The sequence below is a fragment of the Alteribacter populi genome, from assembly GCF_002352765.1.
Classification (GTDB): domain Bacteria; phylum Bacillota; class Bacilli; order Bacillales; family Salisediminibacteriaceae; genus Alteribacter; species Alteribacter populi.
In genome coordinates, this window is the sequence record NZ_KZ293963.1 from 114,446 (window position 1) to 139,002 (window position 24,557).

24 protein-coding genes are annotated in these 24,557 nt (G+C 40.5%); 21 read left to right on the top strand and 3 right to left on the bottom strand.

Annotated features, from left to right (window positions below):
• The first annotated feature begins 28 nt into the window (after window positions 1-28).
• The 20 genes from CDZ94_RS00545 to CDZ94_RS00640 all read left to right on the top strand — a co-directional run bounded on the left by CDZ94_RS00545 (window position 29) and on the right by CDZ94_RS00640 (window position 20,328).
• Entirely contained in the window at window positions 29-2,257 is a 2,229-nt protein-coding gene (locus tag CDZ94_RS00545; RefSeq protein WP_198546689.1) for an HD family phosphohydrolase, read from the top strand.
• Window positions 2,250-2,726 carry an rRNA maturation RNase YbeY gene (gene ybeY, locus CDZ94_RS00550; protein ID WP_096434608.1) on the top strand — a complete coding sequence of 159 codons (477 nt, stop codon included), beginning with the start codon at window positions 2,250-2,252 and terminating at the stop codon, window positions 2,724-2,726. Before CDZ94_RS00545 ends, ybeY begins: the two co-directional genes overlap by 8 nt.
• Window positions 2,710-3,102, top strand: coding sequence for a diacylglycerol kinase family protein (locus tag CDZ94_RS00555; protein ID WP_096434609.1), 393 nt, complete (start codon window positions 2,710-2,712; stop codon window positions 3,100-3,102). Before ybeY ends, CDZ94_RS00555 begins: the two co-directional genes overlap by 17 nt.
• A 529-nt stretch (window positions 3,103-3,631) precedes the next feature.
• Window positions 3,632-4,405, top strand: a complete 774-nt coding sequence (locus tag CDZ94_RS00560) for a DUF502 domain-containing protein (RefSeq protein WP_096434610.1) — start codon at window positions 3,632-3,634, stop codon at window positions 4,403-4,405.
• Window positions 4,395-4,793, top strand: a complete 399-nt coding sequence (locus CDZ94_RS00565; RefSeq protein ID WP_096440474.1) for a cytidine deaminase — start codon at window positions 4,395-4,397, stop codon at window positions 4,791-4,793. The genes CDZ94_RS00560 and CDZ94_RS00565 overlap by 11 nt, the downstream gene beginning before the upstream one ends.
• Window positions 4,786-5,697 carry a GTPase Era gene (era, locus tag CDZ94_RS00570; RefSeq protein ID WP_096434611.1) on the top strand — a complete coding sequence of 304 codons (912 nt, stop codon included), beginning with the start codon at window positions 4,786-4,788 and terminating at the stop codon, window positions 5,695-5,697. The genes CDZ94_RS00565 and era overlap by 8 nt, the downstream gene beginning before the upstream one ends.
• Window positions 5,698-5,861: 164 nt before the next feature.
• Window positions 5,862-6,005, top strand: a complete 144-nt coding sequence (locus CDZ94_RS00575; RefSeq protein WP_096434612.1) for a YqzL family protein — start codon at window positions 5,862-5,864, stop codon at window positions 6,003-6,005.
• A 114-nt stretch (window positions 6,006-6,119) separates the two neighbouring features.
• Window positions 6,120-6,863: a DNA repair protein RecO gene (gene recO / locus CDZ94_RS00580; RefSeq protein ID WP_096434613.1), complete on the top strand. Its 744-nt coding sequence runs from the start codon at window positions 6,120-6,122 to the stop codon at window positions 6,861-6,863.
• A gap of 503 nt (window positions 6,864-7,366) precedes the next feature.
• Window positions 7,367-8,257, top strand: coding sequence for a glycine--tRNA ligase subunit alpha (gene glyQ / locus CDZ94_RS00585; protein WP_096434614.1), 891 nt, complete (start codon window positions 7,367-7,369; stop codon window positions 8,255-8,257).
• Entirely contained in the window at window positions 8,250-10,340 is a 2,091-nt protein-coding gene (gene glyS, locus CDZ94_RS00590; RefSeq protein ID WP_096434615.1) for a glycine--tRNA ligase subunit beta, read from the top strand. Before glyQ ends, glyS begins: the two co-directional genes overlap by 8 nt.
• 66 nt (window positions 10,341-10,406) lie before the next feature.
• Window positions 10,407-11,057: a transcriptional regulator CcpN gene (gene ccpN / locus CDZ94_RS00595; RefSeq protein WP_096434616.1), complete on the top strand. Its 651-nt coding sequence runs from the start codon at window positions 10,407-10,409 to the stop codon at window positions 11,055-11,057.
• Between the two features lie 267 nt (window positions 11,058-11,324).
• The gene (locus CDZ94_RS00600; RefSeq protein WP_096434617.1) at window positions 11,325-12,137 is read left to right on the top strand and encodes a pyruvate, water dikinase regulatory protein; all 813 of its coding nucleotides are present in this window, start codon (window positions 11,325-11,327) and stop codon (window positions 12,135-12,137) included.
• Between the two features lie 433 nt (window positions 12,138-12,570).
• Window positions 12,571-13,026: a YaiI/YqxD family protein gene (locus CDZ94_RS00605; protein ID WP_096434618.1), complete on the top strand. Its 456-nt coding sequence runs from the start codon at window positions 12,571-12,573 to the stop codon at window positions 13,024-13,026.
• A gap of 195 nt (window positions 13,027-13,221) precedes the next feature.
• A complete protein-coding gene (gene dnaG, locus CDZ94_RS00610; protein ID WP_096434619.1) occupies window positions 13,222-15,048 on the top strand; it encodes a DNA primase in 1,827 nt (608 codons plus the stop codon).
• Between the two features lie 44 nt (window positions 15,049-15,092).
• Window positions 15,093-16,214, top strand: a complete 1,122-nt coding sequence (rpoD, locus tag CDZ94_RS00615) for an RNA polymerase sigma factor RpoD (RefSeq protein WP_096434620.1) — start codon at window positions 15,093-15,095, stop codon at window positions 16,212-16,214.
• 218 nt (window positions 16,215-16,432) lie between these two features.
• Complete coding sequence (locus CDZ94_RS00620; protein ID WP_157911684.1) at window positions 16,433-16,954, top strand: hypothetical protein; 522 nt, start codon at window positions 16,433-16,435, stop codon at window positions 16,952-16,954.
• A gap of 173 nt (window positions 16,955-17,127) precedes the next feature.
• Window positions 17,128-17,865 (top strand): glycerophosphodiester phosphodiesterase family protein, encoded by a 738-nt coding sequence (locus tag CDZ94_RS00625; protein WP_096434622.1) that lies wholly within the window; start codon window positions 17,128-17,130, stop codon window positions 17,863-17,865.
• Between the two features lie 172 nt (window positions 17,866-18,037).
• The gene (locus CDZ94_RS00630; protein WP_096434623.1) at window positions 18,038-18,409 is read left to right on the top strand and encodes a c-type cytochrome; all 372 of its coding nucleotides are present in this window, start codon (window positions 18,038-18,040) and stop codon (window positions 18,407-18,409) included.
• A 90-nt stretch (window positions 18,410-18,499) separates the two neighbouring features.
• Window positions 18,500-19,213, top strand: coding sequence for a tRNA (adenine(22)-N(1))-methyltransferase (locus CDZ94_RS00635; RefSeq protein ID WP_096434624.1), 714 nt, complete (start codon window positions 18,500-18,502; stop codon window positions 19,211-19,213).
• Entirely contained in the window at window positions 19,210-20,328 is a 1,119-nt protein-coding gene (locus CDZ94_RS00640; protein WP_096434625.1) for a Nif3-like dinuclear metal center hexameric protein, read from the top strand. Before CDZ94_RS00635 ends, CDZ94_RS00640 begins: the two co-directional genes overlap by 4 nt.
• 164 nt (window positions 20,329-20,492) lie before the next feature.
• Here CDZ94_RS00640 and CDZ94_RS00645 read toward each other — a convergent pair whose 3' ends face one another.
• The 3 genes from CDZ94_RS00645 to vrrA form a co-directional block, all read right to left on the bottom strand.
• A complete protein-coding gene (locus CDZ94_RS00645) occupies window positions 20,493-21,449 on the bottom strand; it encodes a 4-hydroxy-3-methylbut-2-enyl diphosphate reductase (protein WP_096434626.1) in 957 nt (318 codons plus the stop codon).
• A 208-nt stretch (window positions 21,450-21,657) separates the two neighbouring features.
• Entirely contained in the window at window positions 21,658-22,152 is a 495-nt protein-coding gene (locus CDZ94_RS00650; RefSeq protein ID WP_096434627.1) for a CarD family transcriptional regulator, read from the bottom strand.
• 140 nt (window positions 22,153-22,292) lie between these two features.
• A complete protein-coding gene (gene vrrA, locus CDZ94_RS00655) occupies window positions 22,293-22,982 on the bottom strand; it encodes a VrrA/YqfQ family protein (protein ID WP_157812011.1) in 690 nt (229 codons plus the stop codon).
• Between the two features lie 218 nt (window positions 22,983-23,200).
• Here vrrA and CDZ94_RS00660 point away from each other — a divergent pair, with 218 nt between their 5' ends.
• Window positions 23,201-24,517: a DEAD/DEAH box helicase gene (locus tag CDZ94_RS00660; protein WP_096434629.1), complete on the top strand. Its 1,317-nt coding sequence runs from the start codon at window positions 23,201-23,203 to the stop codon at window positions 24,515-24,517.
• Window positions 24,518-24,557 lie beyond the last annotated feature (40 nt).

Genomic DNA, 24,557 nt, shown 5'->3' on the forward strand with positions numbered 1-24,557 from the left:
TTGCGATTGAAGACATGAGGTGAAAACAGTGGGGAAACGTTCGTCACCCATAGATCAACAACAATGGTGGAAAAAGCTTAAGGACCATCGTTATATTCGTCTTAGTTTATTTGTATTATTAGCTGTCGTTTTATATGCCTCAATGGTATCAAATGTCATACCTGAAACGTTAAATATTAATACTGGAACTATTGCAGATCAAGATATTCGCTCACCTATTTCGGTGGAAGACCGCGATGAAACTGAGCAAAAAAGACAGGAAGCAGCAGAAGAGGTTCAGTCTGTTTATACTTCTGAGACACGGTACGCCCAAAGCCGTGTAGACAAAGTAGATGAAATTTTTGACCTTACGGAGCAAGTGATAGAAGATGCAGAATTGAGAGAGCAAGAGCTTGAGGAGTTTGAGGAGGAACAACTTGAAGGTGAGGGTTCTGAAGAGGAAGTCCCTGAGCCTCTGGATGATGATGAGCAGCTTGACCAGTTAAGGACACTTATTTCTTCAAGAACGAGTGAAGAATTAAGTGACGATACCCTGGTTGCCTTATTAAATGCGGAACAAGAACAACTTGAACAGGCAAAGGAAATAATAACAAACGTTATTTACGAGGTAATGGATCAAGAAATTAAACTCGATGAGATCGATGAAGCAAGGGAGCAGGCTGAACGAAAAATTTCAATCTCAACGGTGGATCAGAACTTATACAGAGGAATGGTAGAACTTGTTAGGTTTGGGATTACAGCGAACCATTTATATGATCAAACTGCCACTGAAGAAGCCCGACAGATGGCGATCGAATCTGTCGAGCCTGTGATGATCCGCGAAGGACAGCTCATTGTAGAAGAGGGACAATTAGTGACAAGCGAAATGTATCATCAACTAGCTTTAGCAGGGTTGTTAGATGATCATACAAACCTATTTCCCTATATTGGTCTTGCGATAATTGTCCTCGTCCTTATCAGCATGCTAGGTTATTACTTAAACGATGCTAAAACTACTTTGCAGACAAATAATACTCATCTGCTCATGTACGTGATCATTTTCTCATTGGTTTTGCTAGTTATGAAGGTCGTAAGCTTCACGCATTTTACCGATGTACCTTCGTTAAGTTTGATTGCACCTGTTGCTATGGCTACAATGCTTATGACTATTTTGCTGCACCCGCGAGTCGCTTTGTTTTCGAGTATGGTCTTAGCTATTTCTGCAAGTATTATCTTCAATCATGATTCAACTAGTGTAGTCAATTACACCCAAGGTATGTACGTGTTTTTCAGTTGTATAGGTGGTACGTTTTTCCTTAGTCACTCTCACCGTATGGTCCGAATATTACAGGCAGGACTTTTTGTAGCTTCTCTTAATATCGTTGTTATTATTGGGATTATGATGTTGAAAAATGCCCAGTTTTCCTTGTTTGAAGCAGGATTGAGTATCGGATTCGCAGCAGCGTCAGGTATTTTAGCTGCGGTACTTACGTTGGGAATAATGCCGTTTTTTGAGGCCGGGTTTGGAATTCTATCGACTACCAAACTGATTGAATTGTCGAGTCCGAATCACCCGCTGCTTCGAAAAATACTACTGGAAGCACCAGGGACTTATCATCATAGCGTGATTGTTGCAAACCTGTCGGAGGCGGGATGCGAGGCAGTTGGTGCTAATGGATTATTAGCACGGGTAGGGGCATATTATCATGATCTAGGAAAAACGAGAAGACCCCACTTCTTCATTGAAAATCAAATGAAAATCGAAAATCCTCATGATAAAATTTCACCGCAGCTTAGTAAGACGATTATTATTGCTCATCCATATGATGGGGCTGCGATGCTTCGTGAACATCGGATGCCAAAAGAGTTGATCGATATTGCAGAACAGCATCATGGGACGACACTTTTAAAATACTTTTACCACAAAGCAAGTCAGGAATCAGAGCAGGCCATAACAGAAGAAGAATTCCGTTACCCGGGCCCGAAACCACAAACACAAGAATCAGCAATCGTTGGAATTGCGGACTCTGTCGAAGCCGCTGTCCGCTCGATGAATAAGCCTACACCTGAAAAAATTGAGTCTCTTGTGAAAAAAATCATTACGGACCGATTAGAGGATGGGCAATTTGATGAATGTGACTTGACCCTTAAAGAATTGAATATAGTTGCAAAAGCGATTTGTGAAACGTTACAAGGGACATTTCACTCCCGAATTGAATATCCAGACGACATTACGGAGAGAAATGGTGAAAAAGAGAAGGTGAAAAAACATGGCTAAACAAATTGATTTGATTGATGAAACTGAAGAACTTTCGGAAGGTCATCTTCATTTAGTACGCAATGTTCTTGAAACTGCGTATGATGTAAAAAGCGTAGATGCGAAAACAGAAGTTTCCGTTACTTTTGTCGATGATCTGCAGATCCAAGAATTAAATCGCGACTATCGGAATATCGATCGTGCGACCGACGTTTTATCTTTTGCTTTAAATGAAGGAGAAGAAGAGACAGTACATTATGATGAGGCTGAAGGTGAAGCACCAGAATTGTTAGGAGATATCATCATTTCGGTTCAAACAGCCAAGGCACAAGCGGAAGAATACGGCCACACTTTTGAAAGAGAGCTTGGTTTTTTAGCTGTTCACGGTTTTTTACACCTCATTGGTTATGACCATCAGTCTGAGGAAGAAGAAATCGAGATGTTCGAATTACAAGAGGAGATACTAAAGCAACATGATCTCAAAAAATAAGCAACCGTTTGTATCTTGGGCAAGACTGATCAAAAGTTTTCAATATGCATCAGAGGGGATTCGCCATGCATGGTTGTATGAGCAAAACTTTCGCATTCATACGATCCTTGCAGGTATCATTTTAATCGCATCGCAGGTTTTTGGGATCAGTATTTATGAACAGGCTTTGCTTATCCTCGTTATCGGTGGTGTATTAGCGTTAGAGCTGATTAATACTGCTTTGGAGCGATGTGTGGATATGGTTACATCAGAATATAACATCAAAGCAAAAGTAATTAAAGATGTTGCGGCGGGGGCTGTGATGGTTTTTTCCATTACAGCTGTTCTCGTTGGAATTACGATCTTTCTCCCAAGAATTATTGCCCTGTTTTTCTAGGTCGGGTTCATTTTAAAAAAGCATACAAAGAAGGCTGTTTCGTAAAGGTTGTTGCTTTTCGAACGTTTTTTAAACAAATGAATTTCATAATTCTGAGCCCAGGCGGCTCAAGGGTTCTAAGACATGAAAAAAGGAGCACCTCCCCAAATGTCGAATTTAGTAAGTGACTAAACAAACGAAATGAAATGGGAGAAAACCCCTTATGTCTATTGTATGACAAGAGAGCCTTTTTAGCCCCGTACGTAGTTGGACAGAATCTGCGAGACTCCTGCGGAAAAACGGACCAGCCGAGACCCCGCATGGCGCTTTTCCCGAGGAGGCTTGGCGGTTCGTCCGCCGAAAGCGAGCAGATGCAGGCCAACGGAGCTGCAAAGAGATACGCTTATTACAATAAGTAATAATCAAAAAAATGGGAAGAGATATTATTTTGAAGTTGTGTGCTTTTTAAACAAATGAATAATGAAAGTGATTCAAATAGCAACAATCTTTTATAAAAGAGCCAAAAAGAAAGAGAGGAGCCTCTGTTCAAATGTGGAAAACATTTCAACGTAATTTAGTTGTTGGCTTTCTTTTCTTGCTGCCTGCTATTGCAACGATTTATGTTTTTCAATTGGCTTTCTCAGTAATTGATAATTTCCTAGGTCCATTTATTACAGATGTATTGCGTGTGGTAGGGGTCGTTCGAGTTGAAGAAGGAAGCTTGTTTTTCTTAGGCGTTTATACCCCCTTTACTGAACGTCTTGTGGGACTGGGATTTGTTTTTACCATGTTTATCATTGCATGGATCGGTGCAGTCAAACAAAAAGGAACACGAGAGAAGACCTTCGTAGGTGTTGATCAGTTTTTTAGGAGAATACCAGTTGCCAACTACATTTACGGGTCGGTGGATCAGCTTATTAATGCATTCACACAAGAGCGCTCCTCATTTAAGAAGGTTGTTATGGTAGAATATCCTCGTAAAGGAGTCTATACGCTCGGTTTTTTAACAGGTGAAACGAAAGGAGAAGTCCAACGAATAACCCAAAAAGAATGTATAAACGTTTTTTTACCGACAACACCGAACCCGACATCAGGCTGGCTTGCCGTTGTGCCTTTTGAAGATGTTACGATTTTACATATGAGTGTAGAAGAAGGCTTGAAATTTATTATTTCTGGAGGTGTGGTCGTTCCACCTGATAAGGCGAAAGCCCTTAAAGATCAATTTAATGAACAACAAAAGAAGGAAAAGGAAATGCTATTTAATGATTTCGTAGTGAAAGTTGGGAAACATCGAAAGGATGAAGGTGATGAAGATGGACGTTAAAAAACTAATATCTGAAGCAAAGACGGCGCGCGACAAAGCTTATGTTCCTTATTCAAAATTTAAAGTGGGTGCTGCTCTTCTTTCAAAGGATGGTGACGTTTTTCATGGTTGTAATATTGAAAACGCAGCCTATAGTATGTGTAACTGTGCAGAACGGACAGCGCTGTTCAAAGCCGTGTCAGAAGGTGTGACACAATTTGACGCGATTGCGGTTATAGCTGATACAGAAGGACCTGTATCGCCGTGTGGAGCATGTAGACAAGTGATGAGCGAGCTTTGTCAAAGAGAGACCAAAGTATATTTAACAAATTTAAATGGAGAAGTGTCGGAATGGACGGTAGAAGATATTCTACCTGGCGCTTTCTCAGGAAAGGACCTCGATGACTAATCAAACTGCGTTTAAATCAGGATTCGTTTCACTAATCGGTCGGCCGAATGTAGGGAAGTCGACACTTCTCAACCATATGCTCGGACAGAAGGTAGCGATTATGAGCGATAAAGCCCAAACGACACGAAATAAAATTCAGGGTGTATACACAGAAGAAAGAGGCCAAGTCGTGTTTATTGATACACCCGGTATTCATAAGCCAAAACATCGATTAGGTGACTTCATGATGAAAGTTGTCGGAACAACGTTTAACGAAGTCGATGTCATTCTTTTTCTGATTGATGCAAAAGAAGGAATGGGCCGTGGCGATGAATTTATTATGGAACGGTTGGCATCGGTGAAAACACCCGTTTTTCTCGTTGTGAACAAAATTGATGAAGTGCATCCGGATGAGCTTCTGCCCTTAATTGATCAATATCGAGGTAAGTTTGATTTTGCTGAAATAATTCCTATTTCAGCACTTCAAGGGAACAATGTTGCTACGTTAAAGGAACAAGTATTTGCCAATCTTGAGGAAGGACCGCAGTACTATCCTTCAGATCAAGTGACAGATCACCCGGAACGTTTTCTTATGAGTGAAATGATACGAGAAAAAGTATTACATTTAACACGAGATGAAGTCCCTCATTCAATTGCGGTTGATATTGAACAGATCAAAGTTCGTGAAGATGGTGAGACGGTTTATGTTTCAGCAATCGTTGTCGTAGAACGAAAATCTCAAAAAGGGATTATTATTGGCAAAGGTGGAAAAATGCTCAAAGATATCGGCCAGCGTGCTAGGGAAGATATCGAAGCGTTATTAGGGTCTAAAGTGTTTTTAGAACTGTATGTGAAAGTAGAAAAAGACTGGCGAAATAAATCAAAGTACTTAAAAGAATTTGGATATCGGGAAGATGAGTATTAAACTTTAAATACGGAGTAAAGCCGGAAATTTGGAAAAGATACTTTTCTTAAGTTGGATCTTTACAGATTGGCATTTTTTTTCTGACATGAAATGGTGAGTTCAGGGTCATTCTATACTTAAATAGAATCAAATAAAAACAGTCTGTTTGAAAGGGTGGAACCAAAATGAAAGAATTTTCTTGGAGGGTTTTCTCAGTAACAGGCAATATTGATTCATACTTGTTGTTTAAAGAAATGGAAGAATCCGACTCCGTCCCTCATGAAGATGATGAAGAGAAATCACAGGAGTTTCAACCACCAATTCATTAGCGATCCAGAATCAAGAGCCACGTGACTTAGAATTGTTATCTTTTTCACCGGTTAAAATGAGGGCGAAGAATATGGTTTTACTGTTCTTCTTCCGAATTGAGTGGTGAATGAGAAATGCTTCAAAAAGCAGAAGGAATTGTCATTCGTACAAACGATTACGGCGAAACCAATAAGATAGTGACGTTATTTACTAGAGAACACGGCAAGCTGGCACTGATGGCAAGAGGAGCAAAACGGCCAAAAAGCAGGTTTGCCTCCAGTGCCCAGCTTTTTATTTATGGAACCTTTATTTATCACCAATCCCAAGGGATTGGTACGTTAAACCAAGCTGACGTGAGCGACTCCTTTAGGCATATTCGCAGTGACTTGATGTTAACGGCTTACGGTGCTTATATGGTGGAAATGATCGACAAGCTAACTGAAGACCGGCACCGAAATCCTTTCTTGTTTGAAATGCTTTACCAAATTCTTCAACGTATCAATGAGGGCGAAGATAGTGAAGTCCTCGTTCGTGTTTATGAGACGAAAATGCTCCAGGTTGCCGGAATAACGCCATTTTTGGATGCATGTGTTAACTGTGGACGAAAAGAAGGGCGCTTTGCATTTTCTCTTAAAGAGGCAGGGAGTCTATGTGACCGTTGTTTTGAAATTGACCCATACAGACTAAACGTATCTCTTGGGACATTAAAGCTATTGCGCCTGTTTCATTATTTGGATGTGCACCGTATTGGGAACATTCAAGTAAAAGAGTCGACAAAACAAGAGCTTAAACATGTTTTGAGTCTTTACTACGACGAATATTCCGGACTGAGGTTAAAATCGAAACGTTTTTTAGATCAAATGGAAAAGTTTAAGTAATGAAAGTTGACACTGGGTCTCTTTTTAAGTAAGATTTGAATTAACTACATATCTGTGAATGCACTGAAGGAAAGGAGTACTTGTTACCTCTGTATGAGTCCGTTTGGATGGAAGCGAACCTAGGATAGTGGAAGCTAGGAATACAGACATCAAGGAAGGCGTTCCTGAGCATTAAAAACTGTGAAAGAGGCTGCTGTATGGCAGCAATTAGGGTGGAACCGCGGGTACCTCTCGTCCCTATGTCTTGGTAAAGGCATAGAGGCGGGAGTTTTTTGGTTCAGAGTTAAGAAAGTATAAAAATCCACGAGTCGATGTCTAGCTCCAGGCGCCATCGTCTCGTTTCAAAAAACCTGCCTGATTAAAAGTAAAAAGCACTTTTTACCGGACAGAACATTTGCATGTCGTCGGGTAAAGGCGCCTTGCGCTGTTCTTATCCGCCTAATCATGCTACATAGACGAACTGAACGAAATACACAGATAAAAATAGAAGGTGGAGGGAAGTTATGAACGTTCAAGATATGATTTTAACGTTACAGAATTTTTGGGCAAAACAAAATTGCCTAATTGTGCAAGCTTATGATGTAGAAAAAGGTGCGGGAACGATGAACCCTATGACGTTTTTAAAAAGCATCGGGCCTGAACCTTGGAATGTAGCTTACGTAGAGCCATCCCGCAGGCCAGCAGATGGCCGGTATGGAGAAAATCCAAACCGACTTTACCAGCACCATCAGTTTCAAGTCATTATGAAACCATCTCCTGATAACATTCAAGAGTTGTATTTAGACAGCTTAGAAGAATTAGGAATCAACCCTGAAGAACACGACATCCGTTTTGTAGAGGACAACTGGGAACACCCCGCACTTGCTGCTTGGGGATTGGGATGGGAAGTTTGGCTTGATGGAATGGAAATTACTCAGTTTACGTACTTCCAACAAGTAGGTGGTTTGGAAGCGAGCCCAGTTTCTGTTGAAATCACATACGGATTAGAGCGCCTTGCCTCTTATATCCAAGATAAGGAAAACGTGTATGACTTAGAGTGGGTAAATGGATTCACGTATGGAGATGTATTTTTACAAAATGAATTTGAGCAATCAAAATACGCATTTGAATCTGCGGATGCAAATATGTGGTTTACGCTTTTTTCCACCTATGAACAAGAGGGAAATCGTGCTCTTGAGGATGGTTTGGTGATTCCAGCCTATGATTATGTTCTAAAATGCTCTCATGCGTTTAATATGCTTGATGCTCAAGGAGCGGTTTCTGTGACAGAGCGGACAGGTTATATTGGCCGCATTCGTAATTTGGCTCGCAAATGCGCTAAACGTTATTACGATGAGCGAGAACGATTAGGATTTCCTTTGTTGAAGGTAAAGGAGGATGGAAACGATGAGTAAACGTACCTTTTTATTAGAAATCGGACTTGAAGAAATGCCGGCAAGATTTGTAACAGATGCTATGAATCAACTTGAAGAAAAGGTCTCCTCATGGCTTAAAGAAAATCGTCTCTCCTATGAAGCAACCCATGTTTATTCTACTCCTCGTCGCCTTGCTATTACTGTCGAAGGATTGGCAGAAAAACAAGAGGACCGTAGCGAAGAAGCAAAAGGACCTTCAAAAAAAATTGCCTATGATGATTCTGGTGAATGGTCCAAAGCGGCTCAAGGGTTTGCCCGAGGTCAAGGTGTTGATTTAGAAAACCTATATATTAAAGAAGTAAATGGAGAAGAATATGTTTTTGCAAATAAGTTTATTGAAGGAAAGGCGACGATTCAGCTATTAGGTGAGATGGCAGCTTTAGGGACAAATCTGACGTTCCCGAAAAATATGCGCTGGGGAACAGGACAGTTGCGTTATGTAAGACCGATCAAATGGATTGTGGCTTTATTCGGGAATGAAATTGTTGATTTGACCATCGCAGGTGTACAATCTTCAAATGTGACAACAGGACATCGTTTTTTGGGAGGTACAGCTGTTATCGATAACGCAGACGATTACAGTCTGGTGTTGCTCAAAGAACACGTGTTAGCCGAACCAGTAGAACGAAAAGAAGCGGTTCGAAAACAAATTGCTCAACTCGCTGAATCTGAAAGTTGGGTTGTACCGATTGACGAAGGTCTTCTTGAAGAAGTGAACAACTTAGTTGAATACCCGACAGTGCTTTCCGGAGCATTTGATGACTCGTTTCTTCACGTACCCGATGATGTACTTATCACATCGATGAAAGAACATCAGCGGTACTTCCCGGTAAAAAGTCATGACGGTGAGTTACTTCCATTTTTCATAACGGTACGAAATGGGGATCATCGTCATTTGGAAAACGTACAAAAAGGAAATGAGAAAGTATTGCACGCTCGTCTGGCTGATGCTGAATTTTTCTATAAAGAAGATTTGAAAACGAATATTGATGATGCTGCAAAGCGTTTAGAAAATGTTGTTTATCATGAGGAACTCGGTTCTATTGGTGATAAAGTACGGAGAATTAAAGAATTGTCTAGTCGTATTGCATGTCATTTGAAATTTAATTCTAAAGACATGCAAAAAGTTGAACGGGCGGCTCACTTGAGTAAGTTTGATTTAGTCACTCATATGGTCGATGAGTTTCCTGAACTTGAAGGGCGTATGGGTCAGGAATACGCACAAAAAGCAGGAGAAGAGCACGACATTGCAAGCGCGATCCGTGAGCATTACTTACCACGCCATAGTAAAGACGACTTGCCAACTACTAATATTGCAGCAGTCGTTAGTGTGGCGGATAAACTGGATACAGTAGTCACTAGTTTTGGAATAGGAGCTATTCCGACAGGGTCTCAGGACCCTCATGGATTACGACGCTTAACAGCAGGTGTTGTTTCTATATTACTAGACCAAAAATGGGATGTTGCGTTGCCTGTTTTGTTTGATGAAGTTCTCGAGTTATCAGAGCATAGAGGATTATTAAAGCGAGAGCGTTTGGATGTGAAGGCTGACTTAGTTGAGTTTACAAAACTAAGAGTCAAAAATCTTCTTCAGGATCATAACGTTCGTTATGATATGATTGATGCAGTTATGACAATTGGTATTGAACGTATCGATCTTCTTGTAGAAAAAGCGCAATTTTTGACTGATCAGTCGGCTTATCCTTCTTTTAAAGAAGTCGTCGAAGCGTTCAGCCGTGTAACGAACATTTCAAAAAAAGCAGCAGAAGATATGCCTTTGGTAGACGAAGCGTTATTGAAGCAAGCCGAGGAAAAAGAATTGTACAGTAAAGTGGCAGAGGTTAAAAGTCAGGTTGATCGCGCAAGAAAAGATGGGGATATAAAAGCGGAGTTTGAAACACTGAAAACATTAGAGCCAGCCATTCACCAATACTTTGACCGTATTATGGTCATGGCCGATGACGAGGCTGTAAAACAGAATCGCCTGGCACAAATGAAAAGTTTATCTAATCTCATTTTATCCTTTGCAGACTTCCAAGCGATCGTTTTTCATTCAGAGTAATCAGGTTCAGTGTACAATAGAGAAAATGGAAATAACACTTTGACGAAAGCTGTCTGAGATGAGGCGGTGAGAACAATCGAGCTTAATAAACGACAAGAACAAATAGTTGAAATCGTAAAGGATCGTGGACCGATAACCGGTGAGCAGATCGCAGAGAAGCTCTCTTTGACTAGGGCCACTTTGCGACCTGACCTCGCTATTTTAACGATGGCCGGATTTTTGGATGCAAGACCTCGAGTAGGTTATTTTTACACAGGAAAAACAGGGGCTCAGCTTCTGACAGAAAAAGTAGGAAAACTAACAGTTAAAGACTATCAATCAATCCCGGTCGTAGTTAGTGAATCTGCATCAGTGTATGATGCGATCTGTACGATGTTTTTAGAAGATGTAGGGACTTTATTTGTAGTTAATGGATCTTCCTACCTTGCTGGCGTATTGTCCAGAAAAGATTTACTCAGAGCGAGTATGGGAAAACAAGATCTTGAATCGATCCCTGTAAGCATTATTATGACTCGAATGCCAAATATTACGACTTGCCAACCGACTGACCTGTTGCTAGACGTGGCGCAAACACTAATTAGCAAACAAATTGATGGCATGCCTGTTATTAATAATACTGAGGTTGATGGTGAAGCAAAGATGGAAGTGGTAGGCAGGTTGACGAAAACCAATATCACAAAAGTCTTTGTAGATATCGCAAACAATAAAATTGTGTAATAGTGTGTGTTCAAATAGGACCATAAAAAGAGAGCCGAGTAGGACGAGGTGGTGAAGTCTTCGAGCACCGTAGCGACGAGCAAGACACCGTTGTCATCACTACGAGTTGTCTCGAGGATATTTTTCGCAGCTTCACTTGCAGAGGAAGAGACAGAAAGTTTAACTTTCTGTGTTGCAACGAAGAGATACGACAGCTCTTTTTAGCGGACTTTTTTGAACAATCTCTTAAAGAATCAATAGTTGGAAAGAGGAGGTCGGCAACGACTTATGAACAAACGTCCAGTCATATATGTCGTCTCAGATTCAGTGGGTGAAACGGCTGAGCTTGTTGTAAAAGCATCAGCAAGTCAATTTAACCATGCAGGTGTCGATATTCGCAGGGTTCCTTACGTAGAGGACGAAGGAACTGTTGATGAAGTGATCGCTCAAGCGAAAGAAAATGACGGCATCATTGCTTTTACCCTCGTGATCCCTGAGCTAAAAGAATATTTACTTAAAAAAGCCAAACAAGCGGGAATTGACACGCATGACATTATTTCTCCAATGATGGAATTACTCAGGAAAAAGACGGGACAGGATCCTCGTTTACAACCGGGATTAATTCACACACTAGATGAAGATTACTTCAGAAAAGTAGAAGCCATTGAATTTGCCGTTAAATATGATGATGGTAGAGATCCTCGTGGAGTTAAGCGGGCAGATGTGGTATTAATTGGCGTTTCGCGAACGTCTAAAACGCCCCTCTCGCAATACTTGGCCCACAAACGGTTAAAGGTAGCAAACGTTCCATTAGTACCTGAAGTGGAGCCTCCTGAAGAGTTATTCGAACTTGATAAAGAAAAAGTAATCGGATTAAAAATAAGCCCAGAAAAATTAAACAGTATCCGTTCAGAACGCTTAAAAAGCCTGGGCCTTAAAGAGGAAGCAAATTATGCAACCTTAAAAAGAATCAAAGAAGAGCTGGATTTTTCAGAAAAAATGATGGATAGAATTGGTTGTCAGGTCATTGACGTTTCTAATAAAGCTGTAGAGGAAACCGCCAATCTCATTTACAACATTTATCGTAAGAACAACAGTTAAACGCTTATAAAAAGAGGGCTAAAAGAACCGAATTTTTTCCCAGGCTATTTGAGCCTCCTCTTAAAATAAAATTTTGAAAGAGTACAGAAAACAAATGGTTCTGTACTTTTTCTTTTCTAAATAAGATAGGAAAGTGGGCTGAAATATTCCTGCACTCATACACTCAAAAGTGCTTATGTCTCGTACTAAATGTACCTGTGACATTTTATAGCTATATTCTGAAAATGTTAGGTCAAAATGCTAGCGAAAAATGAGCTGTTCCTATATAATGAAAAATTGTGATTTATCTTTTGTGGCAGGTATATTAAGCCTCAGAACAAATAAATTTAAAATGTCAAGACTTTTTCTTTGTTTTTTGGTAAAGATAGTAAGTGTGAGATGGAAAAAAGCTAAGAAAAGAAGGAATCGAACAGGAGATGTAGAATAAAGAATTATGTCAGAATACTCTACCACCGTTATTATTGATGGAGATGCCTGTCCGGTTCGAGATGAAACGATTGCTTTATGTGGCCGGTATCATCTCCCAGTATTGTTAGTAAGCTCATATGCTCACGAAACCAATAAGACATTCCCATCACATGTTCAAAAAATCACAGTGGACCAAGAAAAAGAAGCGGCAGATATGGCCATTGTGGAGCGTGTACAAAAAGGAGATGTGGTCGTAACTCAAGATCATGGTCTCGCGGGATTACTCATTGCAAAGGGGGTCAAGGTACTTACACCAAGAGGGAAAGTGGTCACAGATCTGTACATTAACACATTACTATCCATTCGTCATGATCAAGGAAAACTACGGAGAGCAGGTAAGAAAACAAAAGGTCCTAAAAAGATGACGAAAGAGGACCGTAATCATTTTCTTTGCCAATTAGAAAAAATTTTGTCAAGTTAGCAGGATAATTGACGAATAAGGCGAAACTATAGTAGCCATCCCTTTATCATAAATAGAAGTTCAAAAAGGAAGATAAAGAAGATCGAGTCGATTTGGTTGCGAAACGCTGGCTGTTTCCAACGCCATTCATACGGCCTGACAGCTATTTTCTTGGATCTTTTGAACAACCTGGAAAAAGGGCGGTGGTGAACCCCAATGAGTGTACGAGTACCAGAAGAGAAAATAGAAGAAATACGTAAAGCCAGTGACATTGTTGATGTGATTAGCGACTATGTTCAACTGAAAAAGCAAGGTCGCAACATGTCTGGCCTTTGTCCTTTTCATGGGGAAAAAACACCTTCTTTTTCAGTATCTCCTGATAAACAGCTATACCATTGCTTTGGTTGTGGGGTTGGAGGAAACGTATTTTCATTCGTAATGGAAACAGAGGGAATCAGTTTTATTGAGTCCGTTGAAAAGCTTGGTAAAAGAGCAGGGATCAATCTTCCTGAATTAGCAGGAAAGAACAACGAAAGCTCAAAAGAACAGAAACGCAATCGATACTGGGTTCAAGCTCATGAACTCGCTGTGAAGCTCTTCCAGCACGTATTACTACAAACTACAGAGGGTGAACAAGCAAAACTATACTTAGAAAAACGGGGCTTTGATGAAGAGGCTATAAAAACATTTCAACTTGGGTATGCTCCGGAATCCTGGCATTTCTTGACGAACTTCTTAGAAAAAAGGGAATATAACATGGAAGAAATGATCGAGGCAGGCCTCTTAGCAAAAAGAGAATTTGACGGCAAGCCATTCGACCGCTTTCGGGATCGGCTGATGTTTCCGATTTGGGATAAGGATGGGAAAGTCATTGGCTTTAGTGGACGTGTGTTAGGTGATGGTCACCCTAAGTATTTAAATAGCCCGGAGTCTACCTTGTTCAATAAAAGTCAAATACTTTATGCATTTAAGCGCGCACGGCCAGCGATCCGAAAAAAGAACGAAGCTGTTCTGTTTGAAGGCTATGCCGATGTTATTTCTGCCTACAAGGCGGGAATAGATAATGGGATTGCCACCATGGGTACAGCTCTTACTGATCGGCAAACAAAAATGCTGAGGCGCAATGCAGATCGTATTATTCTTTGTTATGACTCTGACGATGCCGGTCAAAATGCAACGTTTAAAAATGCAGAGGTGCTCGAAAAGGCTGGGATGACTGTTCGTATCGCTAAATTAGAGGAAGGCTTAGACCCTGATGATTACATTCGTGAAAAAGGAGAAGATCGCTTTATTGACGAGGTGATCGGCGGTAGTTTGACGTATATGGGGTTTAAATTCCGCTTTTTCAGGAAAGGCTTAAATCTCCAAGATGAAGGAAATCGCATGGAATATGTCGAAAAAATCCTTCATGAGATTAGCAAACTTTCTCGTGCCGTAGAGCGAGACCATTATATTCGGCAGCTTGCTGAAGAGTTTTCATTATCCCTGGATGCTTTAAAGCAGGAACTTATCCAAATTTATAAGTCTCGAAAGCGAAAAGAAGGGAAAGACCAGAAGCCGATAGAAACGGAACGGAAATCATTTTCGGTGCAATCCGGTAAACGATTGTTACCCGCATATGCCAACGCGGAACGCTTTTTGTTGGCCCATATGCTACAGGATTCTGATGTAGCCCTAAGGGTGCAGGAGAAAATTGGTGCATCCTTTAATATAGATGACTATCATGCTATTGCTGCTCATCTTTACAGTTTTTATGCTGAAGGATATGAGCCGAGTCTAAGTCATTTTGTGGAAAAACTTGATGACGACAGACTGAAAAGCATGACTAGCGAACTTGCGATGATGACAATCAACCATGAATTGTCTGAGCAGGAACTGAGCGATTATACAAAACAAATTCTCAACTATCCGAAGAGGTTGGAAATAGAGAGAAGAAAGCAAGAGAGAAAAGAAGCTGAAGACGCAAAAGATTATCAAAAGGCAGCACAGATAAGCATGGAAATTATTCAGATGGAACAACAGCTTAAAAACAATATGGCTTGATCAACCTAAGGAAGTTGTCGTGAACCAATGGAAGGAGGGATCGCATGGCTGAGAAACCTATACGCCCAATGGCGGAAGGCGATCTAACCATCGATCAGGTGAAGGAACAGTTAGTGGAACTCGGAAAAAAAAGAGGTGTACTCACTTATGCCGAGATCACTGAACGACTGGCAGCGTTTGACCAGGATTCCGAACAAATGGATGAGTTTTTCGAGTATCTCGGTGAACAAGGCGTCGAGATCATGAATGATAATGAAGGTGTAAGTGTACCAAGCTTACAGCAAGTCGAAAAAGAGGATGAATTCGACTTGAACGATTTAAGTGTTCCTCCGGGAATTAAAATCAATGATCCGGTCCGTATGTATTTAAAAGAAATTGGTCGTGTCCCGCTTTTATCCGCCCAAGAAGAAATTAGTCTCGCAAAACGTATTGAGGACGGAGACGAAGAAGCAAAACGTCGCTTAGCAGAAGCTAACCTTCGACTTGTTGTCAGTATTGCAAAACGCTACGTTGGGCGAGGTATGCTATTTTTGGACCTTATTCAAGAAGGGAATATGGGTTTGATAAAAGCTGTTGAAAAGTTTGATTATAACAAGGGGTACAAATTCAGTACGTATGCTACTTGGTGGATACGTCAAGCGATTACTCGTGCGATCGCTGATCAGGCAAGAACGATTCGTATTCCGGTTCATATGGTAGAAACCATTAACAAATTGATTCGTGTTCAGCGTCAATTACTACAAGACTTAGGTCGTGAACCGACACCTGAGGAAGTATCCAAAGAGATGGACCTAACACCAGACAAAGTAAGAGAAATCTTAAAGATCGCTCAAGAACCAGTTTCTCTGGAAACACCAATTGGTGAGGAAGATGATTCCCATCTAGGGGATTTCATTGAAGATCAGGAAGCCTTGGCACCATCAGATGCCGCTGCTTATGAACTCCTAAAAGAACAGTTAGAAGATGTGTTAGACACGCTAACAGATCGTGAAGAAAACGTCTTGCGATTACGGTTTGGACTCGATGATGGACGTACCCGTACCCTTGAAGAGGTCGGTAAAGTATTTGGAGTAACAAGAGAACGAATTCGTCAAATCGAAGCAAAAGCCTTACGGAAATTACGTCATCCAAGTCGAAGTAAGCGCCTGAAAGATTTCTTAGAATAGACAATTGCAAGCTTGACCGGGGAACGTAAATCCGGTCAGGCTTTTTTGTGCTTAATAAAAGGTTAACTTCTCTAAATGAGTTAAGTATAAGCGCAACTAAGACTTCTTTTATGCTCTTAGAGGATATTAAGTAATAATTTCTCCTCTCGGCTATTTAAATTAGTATTTACATGATCGATATAATAAAGAGACTATGTTGTTTGATAAAAGGTGATAAAATGAACGGTAGACGAGAGATTATTATTCAGGAAATTAAGTATTGGCAAAAAAATCGATTGCTGCCGGATACGTATTGTTTATTTTTGCAACGTCTTTACGAAGAAGATGCTGAAAATCCTAAGGAACGATTAAGTTTTCTAAAACCATTATCTTTTGTATTTGCTTTGCTTGCCATGATTGCGTTAACATTTCTTGTCATTTATTTTACTCAGTTTTTATCGGTAATGCAAATCGTCTTCGTGAATAGTATGCTCTTATTCTTAATTGCCGGGGCGGTTTATACTGCGCGCAAAAAGCTGCCTATGGTGACTCTCTATGTAAGTTGCGCAGCTATTTTGTTATTTTTTTCATTTCTCTCCTTAGCAGGTAGGTGGTTTCCTGAAAACCAGGGCGCCCTCGTTTTTGCTATTTTAGGGACGTGTTTGATTTGGATTGTTTTCGGATGGAAATTACGATATTATTACCTTGTAGTTGCCGGTGGTATGGGAATAATATTAACAGGAATAATCAATTTCACCTAAGCATACGAGTCGATAAAATGGCTTAATTTCTAATGCTTTCGTGAACATACTGTAATTTGCACAATGGGAAAATGGAAAACTTTTAAGGTGAATTTATTAAGTTCATTCAGTTCGCAAATAACGTGTACTAAAATTGTTCTTAAAAAGCCACACTGAAAGAGAGGCGACAACATATGGAAGTAATCGCTCATCGTGGCAACAAGGCCTACACACCGGAGAATACGATGGCAGCCTTTATGTCAGCAGCCTCCTACAGTATTTCTGGAATCGAGCTTGATGTACAATGGACACGGGACGGTGTTCCTGTAATTTTCCATGATGAAAAAGTCGACCGTACAACAAATGGAAGAGGATGGCTGCGATCTTTTACGTATAACGAGCTTAGAGAATTGGATGCTGGAGGCTGGTTTGGAGAAGCTTTTAGGGGTGAAAAAATTCCTTGTCTTGAAGAGGTAGTAGATTGGTTTAAAAATCAGGATTTGACTTTACATTTGGAAGTGAAGAAACCTCCTAAAGAGTACCGTCCTTTACTGGATAAGGCGTTAAACTTGCTTACAAAGGAAGGCATGGAACAGCGGACAGTTATTTCTACTTTTTATCATCCCCTTCTTAAATATATGGCACAAGGATCAACAGAAGGGTTTGAGAGGGCTTTACTTACGAAAACACCGTTATTTCGTGGCATTCGCTATGCCAATGTACTACAAGCACATGCGATTCATATTCGTCATTCTTATCAAGCGATGCATTTTTACGCAAGTTGGGCAAAACACGGGATCCCGGTGCGTGTATATACCGTCAACCGTGTAAAAGATGCGTTAAAATGCCATCGGCTAAATGTGAACAGTATTATTACAGATGACCCGAAAACGATGACGTCGGTCTTTAAAAATAATCAAAAAACGTCTTAAAGTTCGCAGAATTGTAACAGAATTACTCAATTAGAGACAATTCTTGACGTTTTCTCTTTTCTCTTAATCGTTTTTAGAGTAAAATATACAATAGCTATGTTAAGCTATGCTAGGGGTTCGATGTGAACTTAGCAACAGATTCTTGATGGACACTTAAAGGAGGTACATACACATGAGAGGAAAACCCCTTTTTCCATTCGTACTTACGGCAATTTTAGGAATTGGATTAATGATTGTGTTATCTTTCGTCGGAAACTTCCAACAAGCCGAAATTGCTCAAGAAGGTGAAGACGGTGAAAATGGAGAAGTTGAAGAGGAGTTCGATGATCCAATTGCTCTTGGTGAGCATTTGTACGAGCAAAACTGTTTATCTTGTCACGGCGGTGACTTTGGCGGTGGTGCTGGACCTGGTCTCGAAGGTTATTCTGCAGATGAGATTACCGTTGCAATTGAAGAAGGTCCTGGAACAATGCCTGACGGCTTAGTAGATAGCGGAGAAGAAGCTGATGCTGTAGCCGAGTATATTTTAAGTGAAATTGAATAAGCAAAATGAAAAGAAGGACACCTATGTTCCTTCTTTTTCTCTATTTCAAGAAAAATAAGATCATCAAAAGCTGAAAATAAGGTGAACAATATGAAACGACAGGAATTATCTAAACGATTAACGATGGTAACCGACTTTATACTAGAGGAATCTCGCCTTGCCGATATCGGTTCGGATCATGCAAAACTTCCTTGCTTTGCTATAGAGAATGGCCTGGCTACCTTTGCAATTGCGGGTGAAGTGAATGAAGGACCTTTACGCTCAGCGGAGCGTAACATTCGCTTGCGAGGTCTCGAAACATCAATTAAAGCAAAGCTCGGGAACGGCTTGGAAGTATTGGTAGGAGAACATGTGGATACGATTACGGTCGCAGGAATGGGGGGGCCGCTCATTGCCCGTATCTTAAATGAAGGACAACAATATCTGAACAGTAAGGTGAAGCGGCTCATTTTACAGCCGAATATTGCAGCCGACCATATTCGAAAGTGGTTAATAGAAAATGAATGGACTCTGATAGCAGAAAAAATTCTCGAGGAAGATGACCACGTTTATGAAATTCTCGTCGCTGAACGAGGAGATGGACATGCAGCCTACTTAAACCAAAATGTAGAAAAGGCTCTTTGGCTTGGACCGTATTTATTGAAACAGAAAGATGACGTGTTTAAAAAGAAATGGACAAAGGAATTGGAACAATTGAGGAAAGTCAATGATCAGCTTAAAATAGCTGATCAGACACCTAAATTGATTGAAAAACGGAAGGAAATGACGCAATTAATGAATTGGCTAGAGGAGGAGTTACGATGAAACTTGCAAACGCTCAAGCGATTATTCAGGCATTCGAAGCATTTTCACCAAAGTCTTATGCTGTAGAAGGGGATAAAGTTGGTTTACAAATTGGAACGTTGAACAAACCCGTCAAGAAAGTGATGGTGGCTCTTGATGTTATCGAGCCGGTTGTAGACGAAGCGATTGAAAGCGGTGTAGACTTGATCATCGCTCATCATCCGATCATCTTTAAACCGATAAAGGAGCTCCGTACCGACCATGTTTATGGTCGAACCGTTGAGAAGCTAATTAAGAACGATATCGCTGTTTACGCAGCTCATACAAATTTGGACGTCGCACCTGGGGGAGTTAATGACTTAATGGCTGAGGCTCTGGGAATACAACAAACAGAAGTACTCGTAGAAACTACTGAAGACCCGCTGAAAAAAGTAGTCGTTTTTGTTCCGGAAGCAGAAGCTGATCAAGTGCGTGATGCGTTAGGGAAAGCTGGCGCAGGTTTTATCGGCAACTATAGTCATTGTACTTTTAACACAAAGGGTATAGGTACTTTCAAACCTGAAGAAGGAACTGACCCGTTTATCGGGAAACAAGGAAAAATGGAGTATGTCGATGAGGTGAAAATCGAATCTGTTTTTCCAGCATCTATCGAAAAACGAGTCATTCGAGCGATGGTAGATGCTCATCCGTATGAGGAAGTGGCTTATGATTTATATGAGATGGCGATGTCTGGCGAGAAGCTCGGGTTAGGGAGAATCGGCCACCTTAAGGAAGAGATGTCTTTAAAAGCATTCTCAGCTCATGTTAAGGGAGTATTTGACGTAAAGGGCGTCCGAGTTGTTGGCGATTTAAAGAGACCTGTGAAAAAGGTTGCTGTTTTAGGTGGTGACGGGAACAAATACGTAAACACCGCATTATTCAAGGGGGCGGATGTATTTGTCACAGGTGATCTTTATTACCACGTCGCTCACGATGCCATGATGGAAGGGTTAATGATGGTAGACCCGGGACATAATGTAGAAAAGATAATGAAGGAAGGCGTTCAACGATTTTTGGAAGAATTTTTAGCAGGAAAGAAGTACGCTACAGAAGTAGTATCTTCTGAAGTAAATACCGATCCGTTTCAATTTATATAGGAAAAAAACAACCTCAACCCCTAAGTGTTGGGGTTGTTTTTACAGAGTACAGCTACCTTCACGCCGCTCGTCTCAAGGGGAAACATCCTCGATACTTAAAAAACTTGGGCAGAAACTAACCTATTAAAAAAAGACAGCTCGTTGTCCAGCTGTCTTAAAGAATATTAAGCTTTTTGTTCTTTCTTTTTCTTTACTTTTGGAAGAATTTTTGTGATTTTAACTTGGCTGATTGTGCTCCATGTTTCTGGATCATCTTCATCGAATTGTTCCAAAAACTTAATGACTTCTTTCGTAATTGGAGTTGGCGTACTGGCTCCTGCTGTAACCGCCACTTTCTTAATCCCTTTTAGCCAATTTAAGTCGATCTCGTTTACGTTAGCAATTCGGTAAGCAGGTGTACCGGCAATTTGTTTGGATACTTGTGCTAAACGATTTGAATTGTTACTTTTAGGATCTCCTACAACGAGTAATAAATCAGATTCTTTAGCTTGTTCTGCTACGGCTTCCTGACGGACTTGAGTTGCCATGCAAATTTCGTTATGAACTTCAGCATGGGGGTATTTCGTTAGAGCTTGATTAATAATATTTGAAACATCCCACTGACTCATTGTTGTTTGGTTTGTAATCATGATTTTTTCAGCATCAATTTCCAAGTCTGTAACATCGGATTCAGATTCCACAAGATGGACAATTTCAGGGGCTACACCAATGGCGCCCTCTGGTTCGGGATGACCTTTCTTTCCAACATAGATGACGTGATAGCCTTCTTCATTTTTTTCTTTAATCAGGTCATGGGTCCGAGTTACATCTGGACATGTTGCATCTACAGTAGTCAGCCCTTTTTCTTTCGCAAGGTTTCTAACTTCTGGTGAAACACCGTGAGCGGTAAAGATTACAGTACCTTTAGTAACTTTTTCTAGAATATCGAGGCGGTTTGGGCCATCTAGAGTTATAATTCCTTCTTCTGAAAAAGCGTCCGTTACATGTTTATTGTGAACGATCATTCCTAAAATATAGATTGGTCGCGGCAATTCGAGATTTTCTGCTGCCTGTCTCGCTAATACCATGGCATCAACGACTCCGTAACAATAGCCACGAGGCGAGATTTTTAAAACGTCCATTTTAATTCCTCCTTGGACTATACTTATCGCAATAATGGATGTTCAAAAAATAGGTATTGTCATTCCAATTGAATAGAGGGAAAGTACCACTCCTATTATAAAGGAGAACAGTAAAAAGCGAAACCGTCAGGACTTTATGGTTTGGGGGTAAAATAAAAGATGTACTGAAAAGAATATTTTCAGTACATCCAGATTTATTAAGATAATGTTAAGCACCTTGCGAATTTTTTGAAATAAAATCGTAGGCTTCTTCTTCAGACATTTCATTTACGAGCATCAATTCACTTACGATGAATTGCTTAGCCCGATCCATGTTTTTACGGTCTTCCATATGTAGCCCGTTTGTACGCTCACCTTCCTTAGAGGTTAAGTTCGCAATAACACTGGCGGCATCCATAATACAACCGGTTTTTAAGAGGGTTTCATTTTCTTTTGAGTAAGGGCGTGCAGCTTCTTTCTTGGAGGTGTTGGAATCAGATGGCTTAAGTGCAGAAGCGAGATCTTCTACTTGTTTTGTCTGAATGACTTTTCTTAAACCGGATTCTTTAACGCGATTTTCAGGTAGCATTAACGTGACATGATTTAAAGGAAAGAAAACAACAAAATAATTTATTTTTTCTCCGAGGATATCTTTTTCTTCCATGTCTTTAATTGTACCGGCCCCATGATAAGGATATACAACGTGATCACCGATTTTAAACATATGCATTCCTCCATTAAAATTATACTGCTATTTTACCACAAAAAGATATAAAATAAAAATTTTACTATGAAGAACAGATTTCGTCAATATATAAATTAAAAGAAAGAAAAATCAGCCTTCTTGTGAAAGACTGAAAAATATTAAACATAAAGTTTTGGTGCTGGTAGCTTTGTTTCGGTTTCTGTAGAAGGTCTTTGAGCTTTTGGTGCGCGCTTTATTGTCGGTTGGACTTTGTTATGGGTCTGGATCGTTTTTTGTGCGGGCGGTTGTCTTTTCTTCTTTCTTTTTCTAACTTTTCGTGAAGAATTTTGTTTATTCACCTCGATAACATCTTCTTCGTTTTCAGGTGTAGCTACATCTGTGGACTCGTCTTCTGAATCCTTATTGTCATCATCATTTGAACTCATAATTGACATAAGCTGGGGCAGAGATTTGACTAAAGGACCGTATTGTTGAACCATGGGGCCAACTGTTTGCACTACTTGAACAGCTTTTTGTGCATTTTGTACTAATCCCAATACTGAGTTAAGGCCGCCACCACCTGCGCTTGTTAAAGAGGCAAGAGGACCCGTTCCTGCTCCTGCCCCTGCTGCAGAACTACCGGCACTACCGAAAGAACTTGCAGCGGAGCTTCCCCTGCCAAATAAACGGGTAAGCAAACCTCCTCCTTGTCTCATTGCTGCCTGTTGCGGGGCACCAAGTATTGATCCACCGAATGGACCCGACGGCCCCGGACCTGGAAATGCCCCAGGCCCGGGGCCAGGACCTCCCATGAAAGATGAAAATGGACTACTATTTACAGCCGGTGGTAAAGGGCGTGGACCGAACATGCCTACCATCCTTTCTGCAATGTCTTCTCCTAGTAGTTATATGCATAAACAAACGAAAGGTATGGGCGGATGGATGATAATTCAATCTTTTCCTCACGTTCCTAGCATAGTGCCCCTTGTCCATGGTAAAATGTATTATTAGTGTATGCTTGAGTACACACAAATAGACGTGTGTTTCAGATAAAAAGAGGTCATTTATAGAAAGTAGGAAAAGATAGATGAAACATAATTTTGAACGTTTTCAATTAAAGCCTTGTCTCATTGAGGCTTTAATTGAGCAGCAAATTAAAAAGCCGATGGAAATACAAGAGCGGTTAATTCCAGCTATTCGAAATGGATCTGACGTAATCGGTCAGTCTCAGACTGGAACTGGAAAAACTTTAGCATTTTTGCTTCCATTAGTTGATCGCATTGACCCTGAACGAAAAGAAGTACAAGCTGTCATTACCGCACCAACAAGAGAACTTGCACAACAGCTTTTTGATGAGCTTGGAAAACTTCTCACTAAAGATAATAATACGATCTCTAGTAAGCTTGTCGTAGGTGGAACCGACCGATTGCGTATGCTGGAAAAACTGAAAAATCAGCCTCATATTGTTGTTGGGACACCAGGTCGTATTTATGACATGGTTAAAGAGGGTGCTCTTGATGTACACCGTACAGAGATGTTTGTAGTCGATGAAGCTGATCAAATGCTTGATATGGGCTTTTTAGAAGATGTAGATAGAGTGGCTGGAAGAATGGGAGATCCGCTACAAATGCTTGTTTTTTCAGCGACAATTCCCGAAAAGCTTCAGCCGTTTCTACGAAAATACATGAAGAATCCAAAGCATGTTAAAGTGGAGCCGAAACTAACGTCGCCTGCAAAAATTGAACATTGGCTTATCCCAGATCGTGACCGGGATAAAAATCACCTTGCTGTCCAAATAGCAAAAGCATTTAATCCGTTTTTAGCTGTGGTATTCGCAAACACCAAGGAAGACGTTGATGAAGTATATGATGCATTCGTTGCTGAAGGATTACACGTGGAAAAGCTTCACGGTGGTATTTCCCCACGAGATCGTAAAAAGGTGATGAAAAAACTAAAAAGTGCTGAGGTTCAATATTTGGTTGCATCTGACCTTGTAGCGAGAGGGATTGACGTGAAAGGGATCAGTCATATCATTAATGTGGGTATCCCGAAAGAATTAGAGTACTACGTCCACCGAGTAGGTCGGACAGCCCGAGCTGGATGGGACGGAATTGCAGCTACGATTATGAATCGTAAAGATCAGCAATCAGTAGAAAAATTAGAGAATCAAGGTATTTCTTTTGTTTATAAAGACATTAGCAAAGGGGATTGGATTGACCTTGAACAAAAAATGCGCAGAAAACGCACAAAGAAAAAATCAGAACCTTCTAATGAGGTATTAATAAAAACGCCAAAACCGAAAAAAGTAAAACCGGGTTATAAGAAAAAAGCAAAAATCCAAATGGAACAAGAACAAAAACGTCAGCGTCGCTTGCAAAATAAAAAAAATAATCGCGGTCGCTAAAATAGAACCTTAAAGATAGATATGGTGGAGAGGATGTTCG